This is a genomic window from Acinetobacter sp. ANC 4654, from assembly GCF_002135425.1.
Taxonomy (GTDB): Bacteria; Pseudomonadota; Gammaproteobacteria; order Pseudomonadales; family Moraxellaceae; genus Acinetobacter; species Acinetobacter kyonggiensis.
Genome location: NZ_NEGL01000003.1, coordinates 129,781 through 153,152, shown reverse-complemented (window position 1 = coordinate 153,152; position 23,372 = coordinate 129,781). Strand labels below are relative to the sequence as shown.

Sequence of the window (23,372 nt, the reverse complement as noted above, 5' to 3'; positions counted from 1 at the left end):
GAGTAACATTCATTATTAAGAAAGTCTCGAATGTATTGCAAGAATTTGTGCTTGAACAGAAAGACTCCCTCATGCACATGTGTTTTAATTATATTTGAAAATAATACAAAATATTGAGATGTTGGGGATATGTGGAAAAATATTCGAATTCTGTGTTTATTGATGGTTTTACTCATTGTCGCAATCAATGCGTACCGTGATCAGAACCAAGATTGGAATAAACCCATCATTGTTTTATTACATCCTGTGAATGCCGATGGGCAGTCGACGACACAACACTATATTCAGCAATTGTCAGTAAATGACCTGAGCGATGCACAAGAATATTTGAAACAAATGTCGACTCAGTATCGTGGGCAACCGATTTCGATTTATTTCCAAATGGGACGTGAACTTAAACAGCGACCTCCTAAAGTTCCTGAAAATGCCACGATGCTCGATAGTATTTTATGGAGTTTGAAATTCCGTTTTTATGCATGGAAACAGCATGAAAGTAGCGATGGTTCGCCAAGTGTAACGCTATTTTTAAATTATTATGATCCCAAACAAAGCAAAGAGTTAAAGCATTCCACCGCCTTGCAAAATGGACGAATTGGTTCAGTCAATTTATTTGCTTCAAAAAAACAAGCAGAGCAAAACAAAGTCGTCTTGGTACATGAGTTATTACATGCCTTTGGTGCGACTGATAAATATGATTTAGCAACAGGAGTGCCGCTGTATCCGATTGGCTATGCATATCCCAATCAGCAGCCCTTATTTCCACAAGCCAAAGCTGAATTGATGGCAGGGCATATTCCTGTGTCTGTAGACAAAAGCAAAATGCCAGATCATTTGGGACAGACGTTGATTAATGAAATTACAGCAATAGAATTGGGCTGGCAGAAATAATCTAGATAACGCTGAATTTATCCACAGTTTTGAAAAAATGCTGTGGATAAAAGATGCAGATTTTAAACAGACAAATGCTTGAAAATAGTCAACAATAAATTTATTCCTAAACAAAAGACTTGAGAATAAGCATGAAAACAGTAGGAAATGATTTAGTTCGACATCAGTTGCATGAAAACCGAAAGTGGTATTTAGCTTTGGGAATTTTACTGACCTTATTTGGCATTGTGTTGTTGGCATCTTTGCCTTTTGCAACGCTCTCGGCGGTATTTTTATTTGGTACGTTGATGATGATAGGAGGAATTATCCATTTTATTGCAGCGTTCAAAATTTTTGATGGTGGTTTTCGTTGGTTGTGGGCATTGTTTGGTATCTTGTATTTAGTCGCAGGTTATTATGCGTTTACTACACCAGTCAAAACTGCCATTGTTCTGACCCATATTTTGGCCATTATTTTGATTGTTGCAGGTGTGATTCGTCTCTTTAATGCTTTTATTTTCCGAGCATTTCAGGGCTGGGGTTGGACGTTATTTTCAGGTATTTTAACCTTGCTGACAGGGATCATTATTTTGATGTCACCAGAGGCTCCTTTCTGGGTACTGGGTTTATTCCTTGCTGTGGATATTTTATTTCAGGGTATTAATTATCTGACTTTGGCTTCGTATATTAAAAGAGAAGTTCCGAAAAGTTCCGCAGATGTTTAACTCAAATTCGACCAAAGAGCGCTATATGCGCTCTTTTTTATTGCTTATGATAGCTGTAAATCCAACTACATAATCATGTCTTATGTCTAAAACCTTTGTTCTTGCACCAGATTCGTTTAAAGAAAGCCTGAGCGCTGAACAGGCTTGTCAGGCGATGCAGCACGGTATTGAAAAAGTATTTAGCGATGCGACCTTTATTCATGTGCCGATGGCAGATGGAGGTGAGGGAACAGTGGATGCCTTAGTGGCAGCATTGGCTGGACAACAGATTTTCTGTGAAGTCACTGGGCCGCTACCAACACAAAAAGTTCAAACGTATTTTGGCTTGCTGGATGATGCTGAAACGGCTGTGATTGAAATGGCAAAAGCCAATGGTATTCATCTACTGGAAAAATCTCAGCGTAATCCTTTGCTGACCACAACATTGGGAACGGGGGAGATGATCAAAGTTGCTTTAGATCATGGCGTTGCTAAAATCATCATTGGTTTAGGTGGTAGTGTCACCAATGACGCAGGTGCTGGCATGGCACAGGCCTTAGGGGCAAAATTTTATGATATCGATGGTGGTGAAGTTGCTGTGGGTGGTGGGCAACTGAAGCAAATTCATCAGATTGATCTTTCTGCTTTAGATGTGCGTTTAAAGCAGGTTGAAATCATGATTGCCAGTGATGTGAATAATCCTTTATGTGGTGCACAGGGCGCATCATTTGTGTTTGGCGCACAGAAAGGTGCAACACCTGACATGGTGAAACAATTGGATGACAATCTTAGTCATTTTGCTGATTTGGTTGAGCAGCAATGTGGGCTTAAGCTTCGAGATGTGGCAGGTGCGGGTGCAGCCGGTGGTCTGGGTTTTGCTCTCATGGCATTTGCTGGTGCAAAGATATGTTCAGGCGTGGAACTGGTGATTGAGCAAACCCAATTGGCTAAGAAAATTGCTGAAGCAGACTATGTGTTTACTGGTGAAGGCGGCATTGATTTTCAAACTAAATTTGGTAAAACACCGTTTGGTGTGGCACAAGTGGCAAAGCAATTGAATAAACCTGTGATTGCCTGTGCAGGCTATGTGGGAGAAGGCATAGAGGAACTCTACGCAGAAGGTTTTACTGCGATTTTTGGTATTATGGATGGTGCTTGTGATTTGCAAACAGCTTTAGACAATGCTGAGAAAAATTTGCAAAGAACCTGTCAGAATATTGCTAGGGTATTAGCCCTAACGTCGTAACAAGCATGATCACATTATTCCCAATAAACTTAAATATTTTTGCGTAGGTTACACCTTACTTTTCAAGGATGAAAGGTAACAAAAATCCTGTGTTGGATTGAGGGTATGTCCCTATACCCCAATCTAACGGATGGCATATATGCCGTTTTGTCTCGTATCAAATTTTGTTTAAAATGGCGAATTAAAAATCGGCATATTATTCTGGATAGGTTGTGTGAATTGAATCCAGACATTCTTGTTGATTTAAATTGCTTTGATTTAAAAAATGCTCACTCCATCGTCGTTGTAATTATTGATGTGTAATTATTCATTTTGATCGGCTGATTTGTTATAGATCAAACTATGCCATGATCATCAGGCTAAAATTCATAATTTATCTATAGCTCTGTTAAACTACTCATCTACCTAACACGATGAGACACCATGAGTTTAGCCACCCTGATTAATGAATTAAACCCTCAACAAAAGCAAGCAGCAACCACCGAAACAAAACATAGCTTGGTACTTGCAGGGGCAGGCTGTGGTAAGACCAAAACCATTGTGGCACGAGCTGCATATCTGATTGATCAAGGTGTACCAGCCAATCAAATCCAGATTCTCACCTTTACGCGCCGTTCAGCCAGTGAAATTGTGGCACGTGTAGAATTGGCTTTGGGCGAGCAAGCCAAAGGCTTACGTGCATCGACATTTCATACGTTTTGTATGTATTTATTGCGCCGTATTCCTCAAGCATTTGGTTTGGAACAATTCACGATTATCGACCGTGATGACCAAATCATGATGTTTCGTCTGATTCGCGGTAAAGATGATAAAAACAACCCGAATCAACTGCCAAAACCGAAAGAACTTGGTGATCTGTATTCTTTTGCACGAAATACCCGTCAAAAACTGAGTGTGGCTTTAGAAAAACAGCATCCTGAACATATCGTGTTTAAAGATCAAATTGCCGCAATTATGCAAGAGTATGAAGTACGAAAACGTGCACGTAGCTTCTTGGATTATGATGATATTTTGGCAATTGTGGCTTCGGCTTTAGAGCAATCTGAAGGCTTGGTTGATTATGTATCTTCCATTTGCCAACACATGTTGGTCGATGAAATGCAGGATACCAATCCACTGCAATGGGCTTTGCTTGAACCACTCAAAGACAAAGTGAGCCTCTTTTGTGTGGGTGATGATGCGCAATCGATTTACGGTTTCCGTGGTGCGGATTTTGAAAATATTCACCATTTTAAAGAGCGTGTACCTGACGCGCAGATTTTTAAATTGGAACAGAATTACCGCTCGACGCAAGAAATTTTAGACTTGTCGAATTGGTTACTGGACCAAAGTGAAATCAAATATGACAAACGCTTAGATGCGCATCGGGGTGAAGGTGTTAAGCCGAAAATGCATATTTTTCCCAATGAATTTGATGAAGCAAAATGGATTGCGATTGACATCAAAGAGCGTCATTACTTGGCTGGAAATGCATGGCGTGATCATATGGTGTTGGTGCGTTCTAGTTTTGCTGCACGTCATATCGAAGCCGCCTGTATTCAAGCTAATGTGCCCTACCGTTTTATTGGTGGCATGAAGTTACTTGAAACTGCACATGTGAAAGATTTATTAAGTTTATTGCGTGTGATTGCCAATCCTTTGGATGATATTGCGTGGATGCGCTTCTTGACGCTGTGGAATGGTGTGGGGGATGTAGGCGCAAGTCGTTTAGCACAACAACTTTTGCAACAAGCTGATATGGATGGTATTTTTGAGAAGTTGGAAAAATTTGCTCGCATTCCCGCACAGACGTTATTGATCATGAAGCAAATGAATGTCTTGCGCCATGAAGTCAAAGAATCGGTCAGTCTAGGCATTCAAGCCATTGAAACGCAGCTTGCTGAAAATTATAAAAAAGACTGGAATCGCCGTCAGGGTGATTTTGAGTTGGTGAAACAATTGGCATCGAAACATTCACAGCTCAGTGAATTTTTAGAAGAATATGTGCTCGATCCCGTGTCAATTTCTGAAATTGAACGCCAATCAGACGATGATGTGGTTACGCTGATTACCATTCACTCTGCCAAAGGGACGGAACAGAAGATTTGTTATGTGGCCAATGTCACAGCGGGGCAGTATCCACATGCACGTGCGCAAGGCAGTTTTGATGATGTGGAAGAAGAGCGCCGTGTGCTTTATGTGGCATTAACCCGTGCACAAAATGAATTGATTTTGACCAAGCAGAATTTAAGCCTTTGGGCACGTGATCAGGTCGATGAACAAGGGCGTAAAGTGGAAAGTTATTTTCTCAATGATTTGACCCGCAATTTGTGTACCATGGAAACCCATCACAAAACCCGTCAACAAACGGTAAAAAGCGCTTTAATCGAACGCCAATCGATTAATTTAGATTTTGGCATTAATCTCGATTAAACTATAACAATTGCGTTATTTTGTTTTTTATTGCGAAGTTCAAAAAGTCGAGTAGGCGAGTGCTTTTTGATGATTTTGCCTATTTAAAGGTTGTGAGATGAAAATTTTAGTTCGTAATTTAGAGCGTACAGTAACAGAAGCTGAATTACTGAAGCTATTTCAAGAATTTGGTACTGTGAATGCGTGTAATTTGATTTTAGACCCTGCAACAGGTAAATCTAAAGGTTTTGCCTTTGTTGATATGCCACATGGTCGTGAAGCCGTGAGAGCGATTAAAGGTTTAAATACGCTTCGTTTGCATGGACATGGTATTCGTGTAAAACAGGCCGAAAATAAGCCTGAAGCGAAAGCTGACGCTAAGTCAGAAGCAAAATAAAGATAAAAAAGGAGCGATGGCTCCTTTTTTATGGGTAAATGAAAATGAAAAGAAAGTTTTTAGCACTTTCTATTGTGGCACCGAGTGGACAACGCATTGCCCAAGGCATGAAAACTTTAGAGGTTCGTTCATGGCACCCTGAGCAACTCCCTTTAAAAGATTTATTGCTTGTCGAAAATAAAAACTTTTTAAACCATGATGCTGATGAGGAACAGGGGGTCGCAGTTGCTTTGGTCGATGTCGAATCAGTCCATGTCTGGCAGCGCAATGAAGTTGAAGCCGCATGTGCAAGTTATTGGGCGGAAGGTTATTTTGCTTGGCAACTGAGTAATGTTCGCCCCATCAAGAATCGGGTTGAAGTGCCTGCAAAGCGGAAAATCTATTTAATTGAAATGGATCATGCATAATTTTTATTGTGAATTGATTCAAATAAAGTTTAATCTTAGCTGTGTAAAAAACGTCAAAATTTAGGAATATCATTATGTCCCGTGTTGCTCGCTTCCATGCTGACCGTACCAATCAAAAACTGTATTTTGCACGTCTTTCATGTCAACAAGCAGAGCAAATCGAACATATTCAACAGATACAGGCACATCGTGAAGCTGCCGTATTTCACTTGCATGGCGCAGTGTTGGCTTTTTTACAAGAGTTGGTTCGTTATTATCGTTTAAATGACTTTGCACCCACTTTGAAGTCTATTGAAGAGCATATGGCGGCAAAAGGACAAGTTTCTCCAGAAGTCACGGTAATGCAGCAATTGGCAAAACACGGTTTTATTGCAGAATTAAAGCGTGCCTATCGTATGTGTCAATACGCACCTGAACCGAGTGTGCCAGAACCAGAAAATGAAACATCATCAAATTTAATTATTAAAGTGACGCAAACGCCACAAGCATGGTTGCCTGATACCAAAATTTTGCGTGAATGGCACCGTGATTTAACCCAGCTGATTGATGGTTTTCGTAACGAAATGGTTGAGTTTTAATCTTTGTGATCTACTCTTGAAGTTTTTAGCATTGACCTTATATAAATAGTCTACGTAATGCAAAGTGCAACAGCCTTTGCCACCATGTTGAACATGGAGGATATATGTCTATAGAACAGTTGAAAGAATTATTTGGTAATCAAGAAGCGATTTTAGAATTGGTTCAACTTGAAGGTGGCGAATTGGCATTGCGAAATGCAGGCTCTGAAAAAGAACCCTTAGTTAAAATTCAGTTTAATGATGAAGTGAAGACACTCTTGGGTGATCAGATGCCAGTGATTGCACAACATATGGTGCAAGCTGCTTTATTTGCCATGATGGAAAAGCAAGTTAATGAATGGCAGGCAGAAATAGTGGATGATCAACCTCAATATTTGAGTTGATTTTTTCCCATAAAAAAACGCATTAAAGAGTGAATGCTAGTCAGTTAAGAAATTGACTGGCATTTTCTTTTTTAATTCATCATGTTATTAGATACGCGGAAACGTCATTCGCAACTTGAGCAATAAATAAAGCACGGCTTTATTTTGCAGCGCAAGGCAAGACTACTTTGAAACAGTAAGGTTTCTGCGATGAATTGATCAATAAAAGGTATTCGACGAGTTTTGCGGATGACAAATGCTTTTGGTTCTTTTGGCTAAACAAAAGAACAAGCGAGCTCCAAAAATTTGATTTACAATAATAAGACTCTGTTGTGAACAACTAAAAAGCTAAGGGGTTAATTGTAAAACCCCTTGACTGGTCAGCATTACACTAAAGAGTGCGTTTTTTATCACAAAAATCTAATGCGTCGGATCTTGATGATGCGCAATCTGAATTTGATTGAGAATATGATTGGTCATATTTTTTGCCATTTCCTCTTTAGCAAAATACACTTCACCAATCGCCTCACGACGAATCACTTCCGCTTCTTCCTTGCTTTCGGCACAGACCAGTACCTGAATTTGCGGATTCAAGGTCTTGGCAATATCGACAATTTTATGAATATCTAAAATATCCATTGGTGAGAGCACCAGTAAACGCGCATGTTGAATATGCGCCTGAATCAGTACACCCGCTTCGGTGGCATGACCTGAAACGGCGGCAATGCCTTTCTCACGTAAATTTTCGACAATTTCTCGGTTTTCTTCCGCAATGACCACTTTAATGCCATCTTGCATTAATGCACGTGTAATACGACGACCCACTTCACCGTGACCGACAATCACCACCTGATCGCGTAAATATTCTTGAGAGACTTCATCTGGCAGCATAGAGAGCGGATCACCACTACGTTCGAGTAAGCGTGCCAAGTGCGAGCGCTCTCGAATCCAGTTTTGAATGGGTTCAATTGCAGAAAATACAAAAGAATTTAAGGTGATTGAAATTAGGGCACCAGCAAGAATCAGGTTTTGACCTTCCAGTGATAAGAGGTGTAGAGACACACCCAAGGTCGCCAGAATAAAGGAGAACTCGCCAATTTGTGCCAAACTTGCACCTACGCTTAAGGCCGTATTAATTGGGTAGCGGAAGAACAGTACCAGTGCCATAGCAGCAATGGTTTTACCAATCATAATAATCCCCACCACCGCAAGCACATGCAGCGGTTGCTCAATTAAAATTCTTGGGTCGAATAACATGCCGACTGAAACAAAGAACAGAATGGAGAAAATTTCACGTAGGGGTAACGTTTCTTCTTCAGCACGGTGACTAAAGTCTGATTCTTTGACCACCATCCCAGCAAAGAATGCACCGAGTGCCATGGATACACCAAAAACTTTATAGGCGCCAAAAGCAATGGAAACCGCAGCAGCAACAACGGTGAGGGTGAAAAGTTCACGCGAACCTAAGCGCGCCACAATTTGCATAATAAAGGGAACTAAGCGTTTGCCAATAATCAACATAAAGGCAATAAAACCTGCAACTTTAAGCAGGGTGATGGCTAAGGTCATCCAAATATTTGCAGCAGGATCTGATCCTGCAATAGGGGTTCCACCCAGTAAAACGGCTGTGGCAGGCAGGAGAACCAAGACCAGAACCATCACTAAGTCTTCAACCAATAACCAGCCTACAGCAATTTTCCCGTTGACGGAGTTGAGTAAACCCCGATCTCCTAAGGCTTTGAGTAAAACCACAGTACTGGCGCAGGAAAGACTTAAACCAAAGACCAAGGCAGAACCAAAACTCCAGCCCCACATCATGGAAATACCGATTCCCAGTAAGGTTGCCACAGCAATTTGTAAAATTGCTCCGGGTAGTGCAATGCGACGGACTTGCATCAAATCACTTAGGGAAAAGTGCATTCCAACACCAAACATGAGGAACATGACCCCAAGTTCAGCCAATTGGTTGGCAAGATGCATGTCTGCGACGATACCGGGTGTGTTTGGGCTCAGAATAATACCGGCAATGAGGTAGCCAATCAGGGGAGGGAGACGTATACGAGCGGCAATATAGCCAAAAACAAGCGCAAGTCCAAAGCCAACGGCCAATAATATAATCAGATCTATGTCATGAGGCACTAAAAACTCCTTAAGCCTAGGTTAAGGGTAAAAAGGATAAGCACAAAAAATGCCAAAAGATTGTTTTAAAGTTTATCAAGTCGGGCAAAAAAAATGCAAAAAAAAACGACCTAAAAGGTCGTTTTTTTAAAAAAGCAAAAATTATTTAATTTTAGCTTCTTTGAAAATTACGTGTTGACGGATTTTTGGATCAAATTTTTTGATTTCCATTTTTTCCGGCATAGTACGTTTGTTCTTAGTAGTGGTATAGAAATAACCTGTACCAGCTGAAGAAACTAGACGAATTTTATCACGCATGGTTCAGACTCCTTAGATCTTTTGACCTTGAGCACGAAGGTCAGTAACAACCTTTTCGATACCCAATTTGTCGATAATACGCATACCTTTAGTGGTTAAACGAAGACGTACAAAACGTTTTTCGCTTTCTAACCAGAAACGGTGGTGATGCAGGTTCGGCTCGAACCGGCGTTTGGTTTTGTTGTTTGCGTGCGATACGTTGTTACCAACGATTGGACGCTTGCCGGTAACTTGGCAAACCTTAGACATGGTGAACTCCATTGCTAGACAGCACCGATTGTGCGCTAGTCATTAAAAGTAAACGGATGAAATCATTCAAGGGGCGTTTTATACCAAAAATACGCTTAAAAGACAAGCGAATTTAATAAAAACACAGCATGATTATGTGTGATAGATCATGCCTTGATCAGTTATCGAAGAAGGGTCTTTGAAATTAGTCGATGAATCGGCTTGTTAAACGGTGGAAGAATAAATTTTAAGCTATACAGCTTAGGATTAGACATCACTGACCGTTCATGTGACAAACTGAAGAAACCTTCTGGACCATGATATTTCCCCATACCTGAAGCACCGACCCCACCAAAAGGTAAGTCATCTTGTGCAACATGGGTCAAAACCGTATTTTGTCCGAAATGCCCTGAATGAGTACGCTGTGCGACATAATCAGCACGCGCTTGATCAAAGTCGAAGTAGTATAATGCAAGTGGACGAGGACGGCTATTAATAAACTCAATAACATCGTCAATTTGATCATATTCTAGAATGGGCAGAATAGGACCAAAAATTTCCTCTTTCATAATCTGCATCTCTGTGGTTACGCCAGTTAGTAACGTTGGCGCAATTTTCCGAACTAAGCTTAAGTTTTCATGTGCAGGATTAACCTCAATAATTTTAGCACCTTGATTGCGTGCATCTTCTAAATAGCCTTGTAGGCGATTGTATTGTTTGTCATTAATAATTGAGGTGTAGTCTTGATTATATTCAATATTCGGATACATCTCTGTGACAAAGGCACTATAGTGTTCAATAAATTCAGCCGTTTTGCCTTTCGGTAGGAACATATAGTCGGGTGCAACACAAGTTTGCCCCGAATTCCATAATTTACCTGCCGCCAGACGTTGTGCGACATCTTGCAAATCGATAGAAGGGTGAACCAATACTGGTGATTTCCCACCAAGTTCTAAAATGACTGGGACTAAATTTTGCGCTGCTGCGGCCATAACCGTTTTGCCAATTTCGGTCGAACCAGTGAAAATAATTTTATCGAAGGCCAAATGGCTAAAGGCATCGGAGATTTTCCCACCCCCATTGATCACTGCGACTAATTCAATCGGAAATGCTTCATTGAGCGCTTTTTCAAGCACCTGACCAAACTCGCTCGATGCACTTGAAATTTTGATCATGGCATGGTTACCAGCCGCAATCGCGCAAATGAGAGGGCCAATCGACAACAATAAAGGATAGTTCCAAGGGGTAATAATGCCCACAACACCTAAAGGTTGATATTGCACCCAAGCTTTTGCCGGTTGATGAATAATTCCAACATGGCGTTTCGAAGGTTTCATCCAATGGGTCAAATGCTTGCTATAATATTTAATATGTTCAAGACAGGTGAGCAGTTCCCCAATTTTGGTTTCGCCAATGGAACGGTTACCATAGTCTTGATTAATTGCTTCAGCAAATTGATCTTGATACTTAACTAAGATACGCTTTAGGCGTGCCAAACGATCAATGCGTTCCTTTGCTGTTGCTAAAGGATGGCGTTGATAGGCATATTTTTGTTGTTCTAGCACATCATGTAAGTGCTGAATATCAGAAGAATGTGGTGTCATTGAAGTTGTTTTTGTTTGACTGTTCATGACCGATTACCATTAAATAAAAAGCGATTAATTTATTTTTTAGAGTAAAAGCTCTAAATAGTCAAGTTACTTTATGTGTTAGCTAGCTAACCTATTGAATGAATGGTTACTTTAGGATGTCTCACTCCAAAACGGTGAAAACCAAAGAACGTATTTTACAGCTCAGCTTACAGTTATTTAATGAGCGCGGCGAACGTTCTGTGACAACAAATCATATTGCAGCTGAACTGAATATGAGTCCGGGTAATTTGTATTACCACTTTCGTAATAAAAATGAAATTATCAAAGAATTGATGGAGCAGTATCAAAAAGAAACTTTGGAAATGCTTGCATTACCAGATGATCGTTTGCTCGATGCCAATGATAAGATTCGTTATTTTCAAGTGCTGAGCAGTCAGCTTTGGGCTTATCGTTTTTTGCATCGTGATGTTTATCATTTAGTTGAAAATAATGAAGATTTTCGAAAAATGTATCCACGTTTTGCCGGTCAGGTGATGCAGCAGGGGCAGAAAATTTATAAAGCCTTTGTGAATGCAGGATTAATGCAAATGACGGACTCGGAAATTGAGGCCCTCATTATTAACTTGTGGATTGTTTTGACCAACTGGACCAACTTCTTATATATGTCGGGTCATATTACCGATTCAAATACTTTAGAAGAAAAGTGGGTTTGGCAGGCATTACGTCAAATGGTGTTCCTAGAAGGGGCGTATTTGCGGGGTGAAAGTCGTCAAACTTATGAACATTTGCTTGAAACACTGGGGCCTTCAGAACTTTTTGAGAGCTTATCCTCAAGTAAAAATCACGATGCTACATAGCCTATTTAGAAAGCCTTAAAAAAGCGTTAGAATGCTCGGCTTGTTTTTCAATTTAACTGATTAGTGATATAAACCAACATGAATATGACCACTGCTAACACAGCACGTTTACTGATTACTTGCGAGGACAAACCAGGGATCGTGCAAGCTGTATCGAGTTTTTTGTATCATCAAGGCGCAAATATTACCGCACTTGATCAATACGCGACTGAAGCTCAGGGCGGGCGTTATTTCATGCGTGTCGAGTTTGAACTGGATAACTTGCAAAGCCGTAAAGAAAGTTTAACTCACACTTTTGCCAGCAATGTAGCCGAGCGCTATAACATGCATTGGCGTTTGGCGTTGGTGAGTGATGTTAAAAAAGTCGGCGTTTTAGTGTCTAAAGTTGATCATGCTTTGCTTGAGCTATTGTGGCGTCATGCGCGTGGCGGTTTGCCGTGTGAAATTACCACTGTAGTGTCAAATCATGAAGATTTACGCGAATCAGTTGAAAATTTTGGTATTCCTTTTGTTGTTGTCCCTGTGAATAAAGACAATAAAGAAGAAGCTTACGCAAAAATTGATGAGATCATGCAGGGCAACGACTTACTTGTGCTTGCGCGTTATATGCAAATTTTAAGTGAAAGCTTTGTTTCTAAATGGGAAATGAAGATTATTAATATCCATCATTCATTTTTACCTGCCTTTGTCGGTGCTAATCCGTATAAGCAAGCCTATGAAAAAGGGGTAAAATTGATTGGTGCAACAGCGCATTATGTAACGGCTGATCTGGATCAAGGTCCAATCATTGAACAAGATGTAGAGCGAGTCAATCACGATTTTACCGTTGATCAATTACGTGAACTTGGACAGGATGTCGAGCGCAATGTTTTGGCGCGTGCGGTGAAATGGCATCTAGAAGACCGTATTATTGTCGATGGTAATAAGACGGTTGTTTTCCAATAGTTTTTTAAAATGATCGATTCAAAAGGTATGCTTTAGGCATGCCTTTTTTGTTTTTGATTTAAAAAACTCATTAAAACTTTCCAATTAATAGTTGCAAATGAAAACACTTCTCATTTATTATTGGGCTACTTTAATTGTACTAACCGATGAGTTTGATTGTTTAAATCTTTATTGATCAACAATCGCTTGAATTAGGTAACTGATTTTAATGAGTCAATCTTCTGCTCTACATATGCAAACTCCCAATCCGATGAAAAAGAAAATTATCACCGCACTTATTGCTGTGGTGGTCGGTCATATGGGCGTGTTATGGGCGGTGGGGCAAATGAAGACCCCTGAACTCAAACCGATTGAAAAAGAACCTTTACACGTTCGTTTTGTTAAAATTCAAGAGCCACCAAAAGCATTACCTCCAAAGCCTAAAGCTGAACCGAAAAAAGAGAAGCCGAAGCCTAAAGAAGTAAAACAAGTTAAAATTGTAGAAAAGCAGCTTCCTCCACCGCCGAAAAAGGTCGAGAAAGTTCAACAAGTTAAAAAAGCAGAAACAGCAAAACCGGTTGTGAAACCCGTTGAGGCGAAACCCACGCCATCTCCAGTTGTAACGACCACTGTTTCTGAAACGAAAGTGATTAAATCTGCACCAGCGCCTGCACCTGTTTCACCCCCAGCACCATCAACACCACCTTCCCCGAAAAGTGTATCGATTGGTGGTTCGGGTGTGCAATGGAGTCGTTCGCCTAAACCGTCATATAACAATAAAGATTTAGATGGTCAAACGCGTACGGTGGTCGTGCATATTGAAGCAAATGAAAAAGGGGTGATTACTTCTGCGCGTATTGCACGTTCAAGTGGTGTTGCTGCTTTAGATGAAAAGATTTTACGCTCAGTGCGTAGTTCCAAATTCAAACCGTACAAAGAAAATGGCGTGGCTTATCCAATTAGTGCTGACCAACCATTTGAATTGACATTGAACCCTAACGGCTAACTTTTATCAGGAGTTCGAGTATGAACTTTTCAGTTTATTGGCAACATGCAGATGCGGTGAGTAAAACACTGTATTTCGTGTTATTGGCAATGTCGATTACAACATGGACGATCTTCGTTCTACGTTTAATCGGGACTCGCCAACTGAAGCAACAAGCTTATGCTCAACTTTCTCAAGCGTTAAGCAAGTTAAAAGCAAAATTTTCGCCTTTGAATTTTGAACAACGTAAAGCGGTTGCAGAACAAGCTTTATTGCGTCAAATTTCTGCGGAAAAAGCAAATGCAGAAAAAGGTGTTGCTGTTTTAGGTACGATTGCTTCACTGGCACCTTTTGTCGGCTTATTTGGTACAGTTTGGGGTATTTTCCATGCCTTGGTTGCTGTCGGTAAAAGTGGTCAAGCTGGTTTAGCACAAGTGGCAACCCCTGTGGGTGAAGCGTTGATTATGACTGGTTTAGGTTTGGCGGTCGCGATTCCTGCGGTACTGGCTTATAACATTTGTGCGCGTGCGAACCGTAGCTTTGCACATGAGTTACAAGACCAAGCACACGGTTTGTTAATTGACACCATGTTGCAACAAGATTCTGCTGCACAGAAAGTAGAAGCGAAAGCAACACAACAAGGTTTAGTTGGAGGTCAAGCTTAATGGGCTTTCAATTGGGTGAAGACAACGATGCAGGCATGAATGAGATGAATCTCATTCCACTCATCGATATTATGTTGGTATTGATGATCATCTTCTTGGTGACAGCAACCGTTGCTAACCCATCAATTCCATTAACTTTACCAAAAACCACAGCGGAAATTACTCAGCCGCCACCTAAAGCAATCACCGTAAGTATTAATTCCAATGGTGAAGTGGCTTGGAATGCCGAAGTGATTAGTTTAGATGAGTTACAAACGCGTTTGAATGAAGCGGGCCAAGCTGAACAGAAGCCAACGGTTCAATTACGTGCAGATAAAGAAGCACGTTACGATACTGTTGCACAAGTCATGTCACGTGCGAGCGAAGCCGGGCTCAGTGATATTGCTTTCCTCAGTGATAACTAATCTGATCATTTAAAAAGCGACCTTTAGGTCGCTTTTTTTTATTTCTGAAATTTGCCCAAAAATAGACCTTATTCAGACTTAAGTAAGTTTTGAAACTTACTGCGTAATTTCATTAATTTCGGTGGAATCGAAAAGTTACAGTAGCCTTGTGCTGGATTACGGGCAAAAAAGTTTTGATGATATTCTTCAGCAGGGTAAAATTTTGGTGCAGGGCTCAGTTCAGTCACTATATTTAAACCATCCGCTTTGAGTCGATCAATGCTTTGTTGAGCCTGTTGTTGCTGTTCATCATTAAGGTAATAAATCACAGAACGATATTGCGTTCCGATGTCATTGCCTTGACGATTTAACGTGGTTGGATCATGGGTGGTGAAAAATACATCTAAAAGTTGTTCAAAGCTAATTTGTGTTTGATCATAATCAATCAAAATGACTTCTGCATGATTGCTGTCACCACGACAAATATCGTCATAATTGGGGTTGTCAGTATGACCGCCTGCATAACCGCTGACCACTTTCTGGACACCTTTAAGCTGTAAAAATATGGCTTCGACACACCAAAAACATCCACCACCAAATAATGCTTGTTGCATGGTTTTATCCTGTATTTGTTTATTGTTTTTAATATAGGGGCTTTTTATGAAGCTACAATGTCTTTATTGATGGTTGAAAGTAAAAAGTCTGACTGAACAGACTTTTTATCGTTGCGATTTAGCGCGGTTGAACTGTACTTTTAAACTGAATCAGGACATTGCCATGACGATCAAGCAGTTTGAGTGTTTTACCAAATACTTGATAGTTTGCCACTTGATCTAATGCTTGGTTAAATTTTTGAGAGACATTGTTGTTGTCTAAACATGCCATTTTTGTTCCTGCCATTTGACTCAAGACTAAGCTATCTCGTCCAGCTTCATAGCTGCCCATAATACGGTTGCAGCCATCTGCGCCACTTACGCGCTTTGTTGCTGCATCAAATTGTAAGCTTGGAATATTGTGTGCGCTGGGTGCGGTTTTAATTTCGCTATTACCAATATGTGTTGCAACCCAAGTTTTGTTTTGCAATTGAATTAAGTTTGCAGTTTCAATGGTCGAAGAGGCGTTTGGCACCGTTTCACAACCTGTAAAAGCAAGCGCTGCACCAATGATACTGATCGTTAATAATTTTTTTAACATCTTCATGTCTCATTTTTTAATTTAACTTATAGGCTATATAAGCAAAAAAAGATGGATTTAACTAGCTTTAAATGTATGTTTTTTATTTTAAAGTTGCAGTTTTACTGCGGGTTCTCGATTTTTCTTTGCGGTAAATCTTGTCGAATAAGCGCTGAATATTGTGTGCTCGAAAGATGATTTAATTCACTGACCCGTGGGTTGATATGCGCTTTTTCATACCATTGTTTCATGCTAAGGTCATGTGAAATAGCGTTTAAGTCATACAGATAATTGGGTAAATAACCTGAAGCCAGTAGACGATAATCGATTGGTAAATGCTGTTTAGATACTGCTTGCACCATATCAAAAACCAGCGTAGTGCAGTTGCTGGTCAGCGTGTTATACCATTTGGGCTGTTGTTTTAAGTCATTGGACTTGCGTAGGTATTGTTCAAATAAAGCGCGACTTTCTGCTTTTGACATGTTGATGGGAAAGAAATAGACCTGTTCACCACGGCTATTACTGCGGGTATAAATTAAATCTTTTTCATCCGCAGCCACAAGACTGAGTTCATATTTTCTAAAAAAACCACCGATGGTCGAAAATTCTTCATTTTTTTCTTTGCGAATTTCAATCGAGAAGGTCAGTGGTTGCGTATTGGCAAAATCAAAACTTACCAAAGTGTGGGCAATACGTGGTCCCATCCAGTAGGAGGTAATAATATTGACCCCTGTGATTTGCTTTAAATCAAACTGACGAGATTCCCAGCGTTCATCATAACGGCCGTCTGCATGCCAATTAAAATTACGCACATTGTGTAAGGTGACAAGATCGCCTTGTTGTTCATAAGCAAGCACTTGCGCAACTTCGGGATTCCAGTCACGATCTGGTTTGGCTTCTAAGCTGAAATACCAGCATAAACCGCAGAGCAAGCCAAGCATATAAATCAAGATATCGGTGTGGCGGCTAAAGAAAGCTTGGGTGGTATAAATTCCAAGAATACTGAGTGCAAAAGCAATCCAGATGCCAATTAGTATACGGGTCATCAACCCACCCAAAGGTTCTTGGAACCATAAAGCAAGACACAGCCAAATAGAGGATAAAATAACAAACAGACTGAACATGCAATGCAGTAGCGCCATGCCTAAAGCAGCAAAAAATTCTGTTTTTCCAATATTATGCATATTTGACTGTGATCAATAATTCTTTGCTTTATTTTCGATACGTTGCGAACTCGAAAGCAATCCCTGTTTTGTCGTCAATATGTTGTTCCGCTGCGACCTTTTTAAATTCAGTGGGGATTTCTGGATAATAGGCATCGCCTTGAACATCAAGTTCGACATGGGTCAGTTCTAGGCGGTCCGTAATATGCATGGTTTGTTTGAAAATTTCACCACCACCAATAATAAAAATGCTGGTCGGTTTTTCAGAAGCCTGTACGTCGGCAACAGCTTGAGTTAAAGCATCTTCAATTGAATACGCGACTTTAGTCCCTTCAAATGACCAGTTGTGGTCACGGGTAATGACCCAGTTAACCCTATTTGGCAGGGTGCGTCCCATAGACTCTAACGTTTTACGTCCCATGACCACGACACCACCTTGAGTGATGGCTTTAAAGTGTTTGAGATCAGCAGAAATATGCCAAGGTAAATCATTTGCTTTACCAATGCAGCGTTGTTGATCCATAGCTACAACGTGAACAACTTCTAAATTTTGGAATGTCATAAAGCTCGCCTTATTTGACTGTATCCCCCATTTGTTTTATTCAAGTCCTCCTTTTTTAAAGGGGGATTTAGGGGGATTACGAATTTAGTGGAATGACTAATTAGAAAAATTAAACCGCAACAGGAGCTTTAATACCCGGATGTGATTGGTAATCGACAATTTCGAAATCTTCAAATTTAAATGCGAAGATGTCTTTAATTTCTGGATTTAATTTCAGTTGGCACAGTGGCATTGGCTCACGGCTTAATTGTAATTGTGCTTGTTCAAAATGGTTCATATATAAATGTGTATCACCACCTGTCCAAACAAATTCTCCCACGCCTAAACCACAAACTTGGGCAATCATATGGGTGAGGAGTGCATAGCTGGCAATGTTAAATGGAACGCCTAAGAACACGTCTGCGCTACGTTGATACAATTGGCAAGAGAGTTTGCCATTCTGTACAAAAAACTGGAACAGGGTGTGGCAGGGTGGCAGGGCAACATTGCCAGCTTCATTTGGATTCCAACCCGAGACAATTAAACGACGTGAATTTGGATTGGTTTTAATTTCGTTGATTAACCATTGAATTTGGTCAAAGCCATCTTGCTCATACAGGCCATCCGCTTTTTTCGTTGCACCAAAATTACGCCATTGATGACCGTAAACGGGACCAAGTTCGCCTTCAGGACGACCAAAACGCGCCGTTTGTTCTGCGGTTGACCATTCATCCCAAATTGAAACTTTGTTGTCTTGAAGATATTTAACGTTGGTGTCACCTTTGAGGAACCATAATAATTCAATCGCGATGGAGCGAAAATGAACTTTTTTGGTGGTCAATAAAGGAAAACCTTGAGCAAGATTAAAGCGCATTTGATGACCAAATACAGAACGTGTACCTGTTCCAGTACGATCGCCTTTGTCGCCACCGTTGTCGAGGATGTGTTGTAAAAGGTCTAAATACGCTTTCATAAAAATTCCAAAAAGTTGAGTTCCCCTAAGCACAAACCAAGTCATTGAAGGCTTGTTGCGAAAGGATCATCTAAGTCGAGTTAACCTAGCAGTCTATACTAAAATGAGGGCTTTTTTAAGCGTTAAGCATGGCAATTGGGCGGAGGCGGAGGTCCAGAAATACTGAATTTGAATACCATGTTGCTGCATCATCGGCTGGAATATTAAGCAAGAAGACACATTACTTCGCTATTTTGGTCGTGAACTTTTTTGCAGATAAATTTTATTTCACTTTTACAGCACTAAAAATAAATTAAAAAATAGCCAGTTAGCGCTTCTATGTTAACAAAGATAAGATATCTTACATATTTTATATGAAAAATTAACATTCTGGCATTACCATTCTCAGCTTATAAATAATCAAGTATGTGTATTGCGGACTGTAAGTGCAGTGCTTAAAGAGAAGTTAGAGGTTTGGAATGATTTATGATCAACATATGGATATGCACGATATTCATGCGCCTACAGCAACAGAAATCATTATTCGTTCAAAAGCAGGTCAAAGCTATAAATCTACAGTAAATTCAGATCCGATCATCAGACCAGAAAAATCAAAAAATAAAAACTATACCTCTGGTAGTGCTCAGCGAATTGATATTGATAAATTTACCCAAAGATTGCAAAGTATCACCAGTCAAACCAGTTCAAAAAAATGCGCAAAAAGTATCAGAGTGGCTTTGGAGTCAGCTGGTGCGCAGTTCAAAAGCCATCCGATTGCTGCTTCGGATTGGGGCAACACCTTGATGAAAATTGGGTATAGACAAATTAATCCTAAGTTTGATGCACCTAAACAAGGGGATATTTATATTATTCGTCGAACCAATAAGCATACCTATGGTCATATTGCTGGATTTACGGGTACGCAATGGGTGTCCGATTTTAGACAAAAAAGTTATGATGTGTATAAAGAAAGTGGTTTGACTTACCAATATTATCGCCCTGATTTTTAAGTGCTGAAAGATGAGCAAATTGCTTAAATAACAAAAGCCCCAGTTGGGGCTTTTATTATTTAAAATGACCAAATGATTGTGCCTAAGGGCACTTTTTTTATTGGGGCTTTCAGCTTAAGGCAACTGTTTGATTGGACTACCGCCTAAAGCCTGCATCAAGGTGACATAGGCATTGTATTGGCTTTGCTTGGTTTGTACTAAAGAGAGTTGTGCATTACGCGTGGTGGCTTGTGCATCTAATAGATTTTTAAGTGCAATGGCACCGTTACGATAACGCACTTCAGTTAAGCGCTCAGTTTTTTCAGCAAGTTGGACATTACGCTCTTGCAGCGCCACTTGTTTATTCAATTCAGTCCGTGCCGACAGCGCATTTTCAACATCAGCAAATGCCTGATACAAGGTTTGACGATATTGAAGAATCGATTTTTCATAATCCAAATCACTGATTGCCAAATCTTTTTTCATATCGTTATATTGCAAAAACGGTAAGCTCAGGCTTGCGCCTAAAGTTAAAGCTGGATTTTGCAATAGATTGCTTAACGATGTACTTGAAGCCCCTAAATTGCCAGTCAAGCTGATTGACGGATAATAACTGGCTTTGGTGGCATCTTTGGTGGCTAAGGTTTTACGTAAACGTAATTCGGCAGCCTGTAAGTCTGGACGACGCGCAAGCAAGTCCGCAGGTAAGCCTGCTGCAATGTTGGGCAGACCAATACGCGGTAAGCGAGCAGGTTCTTGAATGTTAAGTTGCTGTACGGGCATGTGCAGTACAACGGCCAGAGCGGTACGTGCTTCTACACGCTGTTGTTCAATTTGACTTAACGTTGCTTTTTGGCTTTGCACGGCTTGTTCCGCAGAGGTCAAGTCTAAACCTGAAACTGCACCCGCACGATATTGGGTACGCACCAGTTCATAAGTTTTCTGTGTACTGGCTAGGTTTTGTTGTGCAATTTGATAACGCTCATTGAGATAACCCAGTTGCCAATATAAATTAGCAGTGGTCGCAATTAAGCTTTGTGCAGTACTTTGCAAGTCTTGTTCAGTCGCCAGTGCTTCCCAACGTGTTGCTTCGGTTTGGTTCGCCAGTTTTCCAAACAAGTCCAATTCATAGCTGATGCCACCGCTCAGTGACAAGCCACGTGAAGAATCATCACCTGAATTTAACTCAATATTGTGCCCCGCAGAGACACTTGAGCTGACACGTGGGCCTTGTTTATTTTGTGCTAAGCCTGCTTGTAAGCGTGCTTGCTGTAAATTAATCCCTGCAACGGCTAAATCAGTATTGCTGCTGAGGACTTGATTGACCAATTGATTGAGCTGAGTATCACCAAATAAAGTCCACCATTGATCTGCATAAACATTGGCATGCACTTGTTGGCTTAGGGCTTTACTGTTTTGAAAATGATTTGGGATGTTTACACTCGGTTGTTGATACGGTGTTTTCACCACCGCAGCGCAACCGAACAGTGAGCTACTTAACATTAGGGCTGTAGCAAGTTTGCTAAAATTCATCTGCATTTTGAGTATCCTTATTCGCGAGAAAGTGCATCCACAGGATTTAACTGTGCTGCATTACGGGCAGGGATAAAGCCAAAGATAATCCCAATCATGCTTGAACAAACGAAAGCTGCAACAATAGAGGTAGTTGAATAGGCCATTTGGAAGATGTCTCCAGCAAAATGACCAATCAGCTGTCCAATGCCTAAAGATAAAAGCACACCTAAGATGCCACCTAAAATACACACCAATACCGCTTCAATCAGGAACTGTTGCAGGATGTCACTTTGCCGTGCCCCAACCGCCATACGCACGCCAATTTCTTGAGTTCGTTCCGTTACTGAAACCAGCATGATGTTCATCACACCAATTCCTCCGACAATCAATGAAATCACCGCGATTGCAGAGACGAGCAGGGTCATGGTTTGTGTGGTTTGCTGAATGGTTTCTCGAATACTGTCCGAGTTTTGGGTAAAGACATCTTGTCCGCCATGACGTTGCACCAATAAATTTAGAATGGCATTTTCAGCGGCAGCACTTGGATATTCATCCTTCACACGGACAATAATACTACGGACATTCGACTGTCCCAGCATACGGCTCATGACGGTCGAGTAGGGTAAGTAAACATTTAAGCTGTCGGAATTTCCCATCATTGATTTTTGCGCTTCAATTACGCCAATAATACGACTTGGCACACTGCCCAAAAGGATGACTTGACCTACAGGATTCGTCCCATCGCTAAAGAAGGTTTTTTGGGTATTGTTATCAATCACCACATCTTGCGCACGTTCAGTCACGCCTTCTTTGTCAAAAGGTTGCCCAGATTGAAAGGTCATGCCTCTGACATAGAAAAAGTCTTCACTTACTCCATTTACCGTGGCCGAGGCCTCAGTATCTTTAAATCGGGCCGTAACGCTGCTGGTGACGGAAGGACTGACACCGTCGACATAAGGCTGTTCAGCTAAAGCTTCGCCATCGGCAGGAACCAAGGTTTTGACTTGGGCTGTTTTAGAGTTGTCGCCAAAACCACGACCTTGGAATACGGTAATGGTGTTGGTGCCTAAGCTACTAATATTTTCTAAAATTTGCTTTTGTGAGCCATTTCCAAGTGCCACCACTGAAACAACCGATGCAATACCAATAATAATCCCAAGCATGGTCAGGAAGGTACGCATACGGTGCGCATTCATGGCCAATAATGCCATGCGGAAGGCTTCAGCCAGTCGATCTGCCGCTGAACGCCAAGAAGGCGTTTTCTTTTGTGGTGTGCGATCGAGTTGCTGCTTTTCAAGCACTTCGCCATCCGACTCGGGTATATTCACACGATCGGAAATAATGTTACCGTCACTAATTTCAATAATACGTGAGGCATTTTTCGCCACGTTCATATCATGAGTAACAAGGATGATAGTATGACCTTGGGCATTGAGTTCACGTAAAATACGTATCACTTCAATGCCACTGTTTTTGTCCAATGCACCTGTTGGTTCATCGGCTAAGATCACATCACCACCGTTCATTAATGCCCGAGCAATAGAAACACGTTGTTGCTGACCACCTGAAAGTTGACTGGGGCGATTTTGGATTTTTTCAGCTAGACCTAAATCAGAAAGCAGTTGGGTCGAACGCTGCTGCCGTGCAGAGGCATCGACCCCCGCATAAATGGCTGGAACTTCGACATTGCCCGCGGCAGTCAAATCTCCCAGTAAGTGATAACGCTGAAAAATAAAACCAAAATATTCACGCCGTAGTTGTGCCAGTTCATCGGCTTCTAATTTGCGAGTTTCACGTCCTTTGACCTGATAACTGCCCGCTGTGGGTTGATCTAAACATCCGAGAATGTTCATCAGGGTAGATTTACCTGAACCCGATTGCCCAACAATGGCGACCAGTTCTCCAGCATAAATCTCTAAATTGATGCCCTTTAGAATCTGAATGGTGTTTTCCCCAGCAGGGAATTCACGAGTCAGATCTGTGACCTTGAGCAAAGGTGCTTGATTTTGACTCATGA

General features: G+C 40.9%; 25 protein-coding genes. 14 read left to right on the top strand and 11 right to left on the bottom strand.

The genetic code is table 11. The features are described from left to right. Positions 1-129 precede the first annotated feature (129 nt). The 8 genes from B9T24_RS06590 (at position 130) to B9T24_RS06555 (ending at position 6,973) form a co-directional block, all read left to right on the top strand. Complete coding sequence (locus B9T24_RS06590) at positions 130-888, top strand: hypothetical protein (RefSeq protein ID WP_086165050.1); 759 nt, start codon at positions 130-132, stop codon at positions 886-888. Positions 889-1,019: 131 nt separating this feature from the next. After that, the gene (locus tag B9T24_RS06585) at positions 1,020-1,592 is read left to right on the top strand and encodes an HdeD family acid-resistance protein (RefSeq protein WP_086165049.1); all 573 of its coding nucleotides are present in this window, start codon (positions 1,020-1,022) and stop codon (positions 1,590-1,592) included. 82 nt (positions 1,593-1,674) lie between these two features. After that, on the top strand, positions 1,675-2,817 hold the full coding sequence (locus B9T24_RS06580) for a glycerate kinase (protein WP_086165048.1): 1,143 nt from the start codon (positions 1,675-1,677) through the stop codon (positions 2,815-2,817). 423 nt (positions 2,818-3,240) lie between these two features. Further along, positions 3,241-5,229, top strand: a complete 1,989-nt coding sequence (locus B9T24_RS06575) for an ATP-dependent helicase (protein WP_086165047.1) — start codon at positions 3,241-3,243, stop codon at positions 5,227-5,229. A gap of 97 nt (positions 5,230-5,326) precedes the next feature. Then, positions 5,327-5,605 (top strand): RNA recognition motif domain-containing protein, encoded by a 279-nt coding sequence (locus tag B9T24_RS06570; RefSeq protein ID WP_086165046.1) that lies wholly within the window; start codon positions 5,327-5,329, stop codon positions 5,603-5,605. A 44-nt stretch (positions 5,606-5,649) separates the two neighbouring features. Continuing rightward, complete coding sequence (locus B9T24_RS06565; RefSeq protein ID WP_086165232.1) at positions 5,650-6,012, top strand: ASCH domain-containing protein; 363 nt, start codon at positions 5,650-5,652, stop codon at positions 6,010-6,012. A 74-nt stretch (positions 6,013-6,086) separates the two neighbouring features. Next, positions 6,087-6,590 (top strand): DUF6586 family protein, encoded by a 504-nt coding sequence (locus B9T24_RS06560; protein ID WP_086165045.1) that lies wholly within the window; start codon positions 6,087-6,089, stop codon positions 6,588-6,590. Positions 6,591-6,694: 104 nt separating this feature from the next. Next, positions 6,695-6,973, top strand: coding sequence for a hypothetical protein (locus tag B9T24_RS06555; protein WP_086165044.1), 279 nt, complete (start codon positions 6,695-6,697; stop codon positions 6,971-6,973). Between the two features lie 399 nt (positions 6,974-7,372). Here the strand turns inward: B9T24_RS06555 and B9T24_RS06550 are convergent, their stop codons facing one another. The 4 genes from B9T24_RS06550 to B9T24_RS06535 all read right to left on the bottom strand — a co-directional run bounded on the left by B9T24_RS06550 (position 7,373) and on the right by B9T24_RS06535 (position 11,247). Continuing rightward, entirely contained in the window at positions 7,373-9,091 is a 1,719-nt protein-coding gene (locus tag B9T24_RS06550; protein WP_086165043.1) for a cation:proton antiporter, read from the bottom strand. A gap of 141 nt (positions 9,092-9,232) precedes the next feature. Beyond that, positions 9,233-9,388: a 50S ribosomal protein L33 gene (rpmG, locus tag B9T24_RS06545; RefSeq protein ID WP_001205031.1), complete on the bottom strand. Its 156-nt coding sequence runs from the start codon at positions 9,386-9,388 to the stop codon at positions 9,233-9,235. A gap of 12 nt (positions 9,389-9,400) precedes the next feature. Continuing rightward, on the bottom strand, positions 9,401-9,637 hold the full coding sequence (gene rpmB, locus B9T24_RS06540) for a 50S ribosomal protein L28 (protein ID WP_086165042.1): 237 nt from the start codon (positions 9,635-9,637) through the stop codon (positions 9,401-9,403). Positions 9,638-9,798: 161 nt separating this feature from the next. Continuing rightward, positions 9,799-11,247 carry a coniferyl aldehyde dehydrogenase gene (locus tag B9T24_RS06535; RefSeq protein ID WP_086165041.1) on the bottom strand — a complete coding sequence of 483 codons (1,449 nt, stop codon included), beginning with the start codon at positions 11,245-11,247 and terminating at the stop codon, positions 9,799-9,801. A 116-nt stretch (positions 11,248-11,363) separates the two neighbouring features. On the opposite strand from B9T24_RS06535, the gene B9T24_RS06530 reads away from it, so the two are divergent. The 5 genes from B9T24_RS06530 (at position 11,364) to B9T24_RS06510 (ending at position 15,043) form a co-directional block, all read left to right on the top strand. After that, entirely contained in the window at positions 11,364-12,065 is a 702-nt protein-coding gene (locus B9T24_RS06530) for a TetR/AcrR family transcriptional regulator (protein ID WP_086165040.1), read from the top strand. Positions 12,066-12,143: 78 nt separating this feature from the next. Further along, positions 12,144-13,010, top strand: a complete 867-nt coding sequence (gene purU, locus B9T24_RS06525) for a formyltetrahydrofolate deformylase (RefSeq protein ID WP_004649868.1) — start codon at positions 12,144-12,146, stop codon at positions 13,008-13,010. Between the two features lie 208 nt (positions 13,011-13,218). Next, positions 13,219-13,995, top strand: coding sequence for a TonB family protein (locus tag B9T24_RS06520; RefSeq protein ID WP_086165039.1), 777 nt, complete (start codon positions 13,219-13,221; stop codon positions 13,993-13,995). Between the two features lie 20 nt (positions 13,996-14,015). Then, positions 14,016-14,639 (top strand): MotA/TolQ/ExbB proton channel family protein, encoded by a 624-nt coding sequence (locus tag B9T24_RS06515; protein ID WP_086165038.1) that lies wholly within the window; start codon positions 14,016-14,018, stop codon positions 14,637-14,639. Beyond that, entirely contained in the window at positions 14,639-15,043 is a 405-nt protein-coding gene (locus B9T24_RS06510) for an ExbD/TolR family protein (RefSeq protein WP_086165037.1), read from the top strand. Before B9T24_RS06515 ends, B9T24_RS06510 begins: the two co-directional genes overlap by 1 nt. A 68-nt stretch (positions 15,044-15,111) precedes the next feature. Here B9T24_RS06510 and msrA read toward each other — a convergent pair whose 3' ends face one another. The 5 genes from msrA to thyA all read right to left on the bottom strand — a co-directional run bounded on the left by msrA (position 15,112) and on the right by thyA (position 18,872). Beyond that, positions 15,112-15,636 (bottom strand): peptide-methionine (S)-S-oxide reductase MsrA, encoded by a 525-nt coding sequence (msrA, locus tag B9T24_RS06505; RefSeq protein WP_086165036.1) that lies wholly within the window; start codon positions 15,634-15,636, stop codon positions 15,112-15,114. 118 nt (positions 15,637-15,754) lie between these two features. After that, positions 15,755-16,216, bottom strand: coding sequence for an META domain-containing protein (locus B9T24_RS06500; RefSeq protein WP_086165035.1), 462 nt, complete (start codon positions 16,214-16,216; stop codon positions 15,755-15,757). Positions 16,217-16,317: 101 nt separating this feature from the next. Continuing rightward, positions 16,318-17,379, bottom strand: a complete 1,062-nt coding sequence (locus tag B9T24_RS06495; RefSeq protein ID WP_086165034.1) for a DUF4105 domain-containing protein — start codon at positions 17,377-17,379, stop codon at positions 16,318-16,320. Between the two features lie 28 nt (positions 17,380-17,407). Continuing rightward, positions 17,408-17,920, bottom strand: a complete 513-nt coding sequence (locus B9T24_RS06490; RefSeq protein ID WP_086165033.1) for a dihydrofolate reductase — start codon at positions 17,918-17,920, stop codon at positions 17,408-17,410. Between the two features lie 109 nt (positions 17,921-18,029). After that, a complete protein-coding gene (gene thyA, locus B9T24_RS06485) occupies positions 18,030-18,872 on the bottom strand; it encodes a thymidylate synthase (protein ID WP_086165032.1) in 843 nt (280 codons plus the stop codon). A gap of 458 nt (positions 18,873-19,330) precedes the next feature. On the opposite strand from thyA, the gene B9T24_RS06480 reads away from it, so the two are divergent. Further along, positions 19,331-19,861: a CHAP domain-containing protein gene (locus B9T24_RS06480; RefSeq protein WP_086165031.1), complete on the top strand. Its 531-nt coding sequence runs from the start codon at positions 19,331-19,333 to the stop codon at positions 19,859-19,861. A gap of 114 nt (positions 19,862-19,975) precedes the next feature. Here B9T24_RS06480 and B9T24_RS06475 read toward each other — a convergent pair whose 3' ends face one another. Further along, a complete protein-coding gene (locus tag B9T24_RS06475) occupies positions 19,976-21,379 on the bottom strand; it encodes an efflux transporter outer membrane subunit (protein ID WP_086165030.1) in 1,404 nt (467 codons plus the stop codon). Between the two features lie 11 nt (positions 21,380-21,390). Then, positions 21,391-23,370, bottom strand: coding sequence for a MacB family efflux pump subunit (locus tag B9T24_RS06470; protein WP_086165029.1), 1,980 nt, complete (start codon positions 23,368-23,370; stop codon positions 21,391-21,393). Positions 23,371-23,372 lie beyond the last annotated feature (2 nt).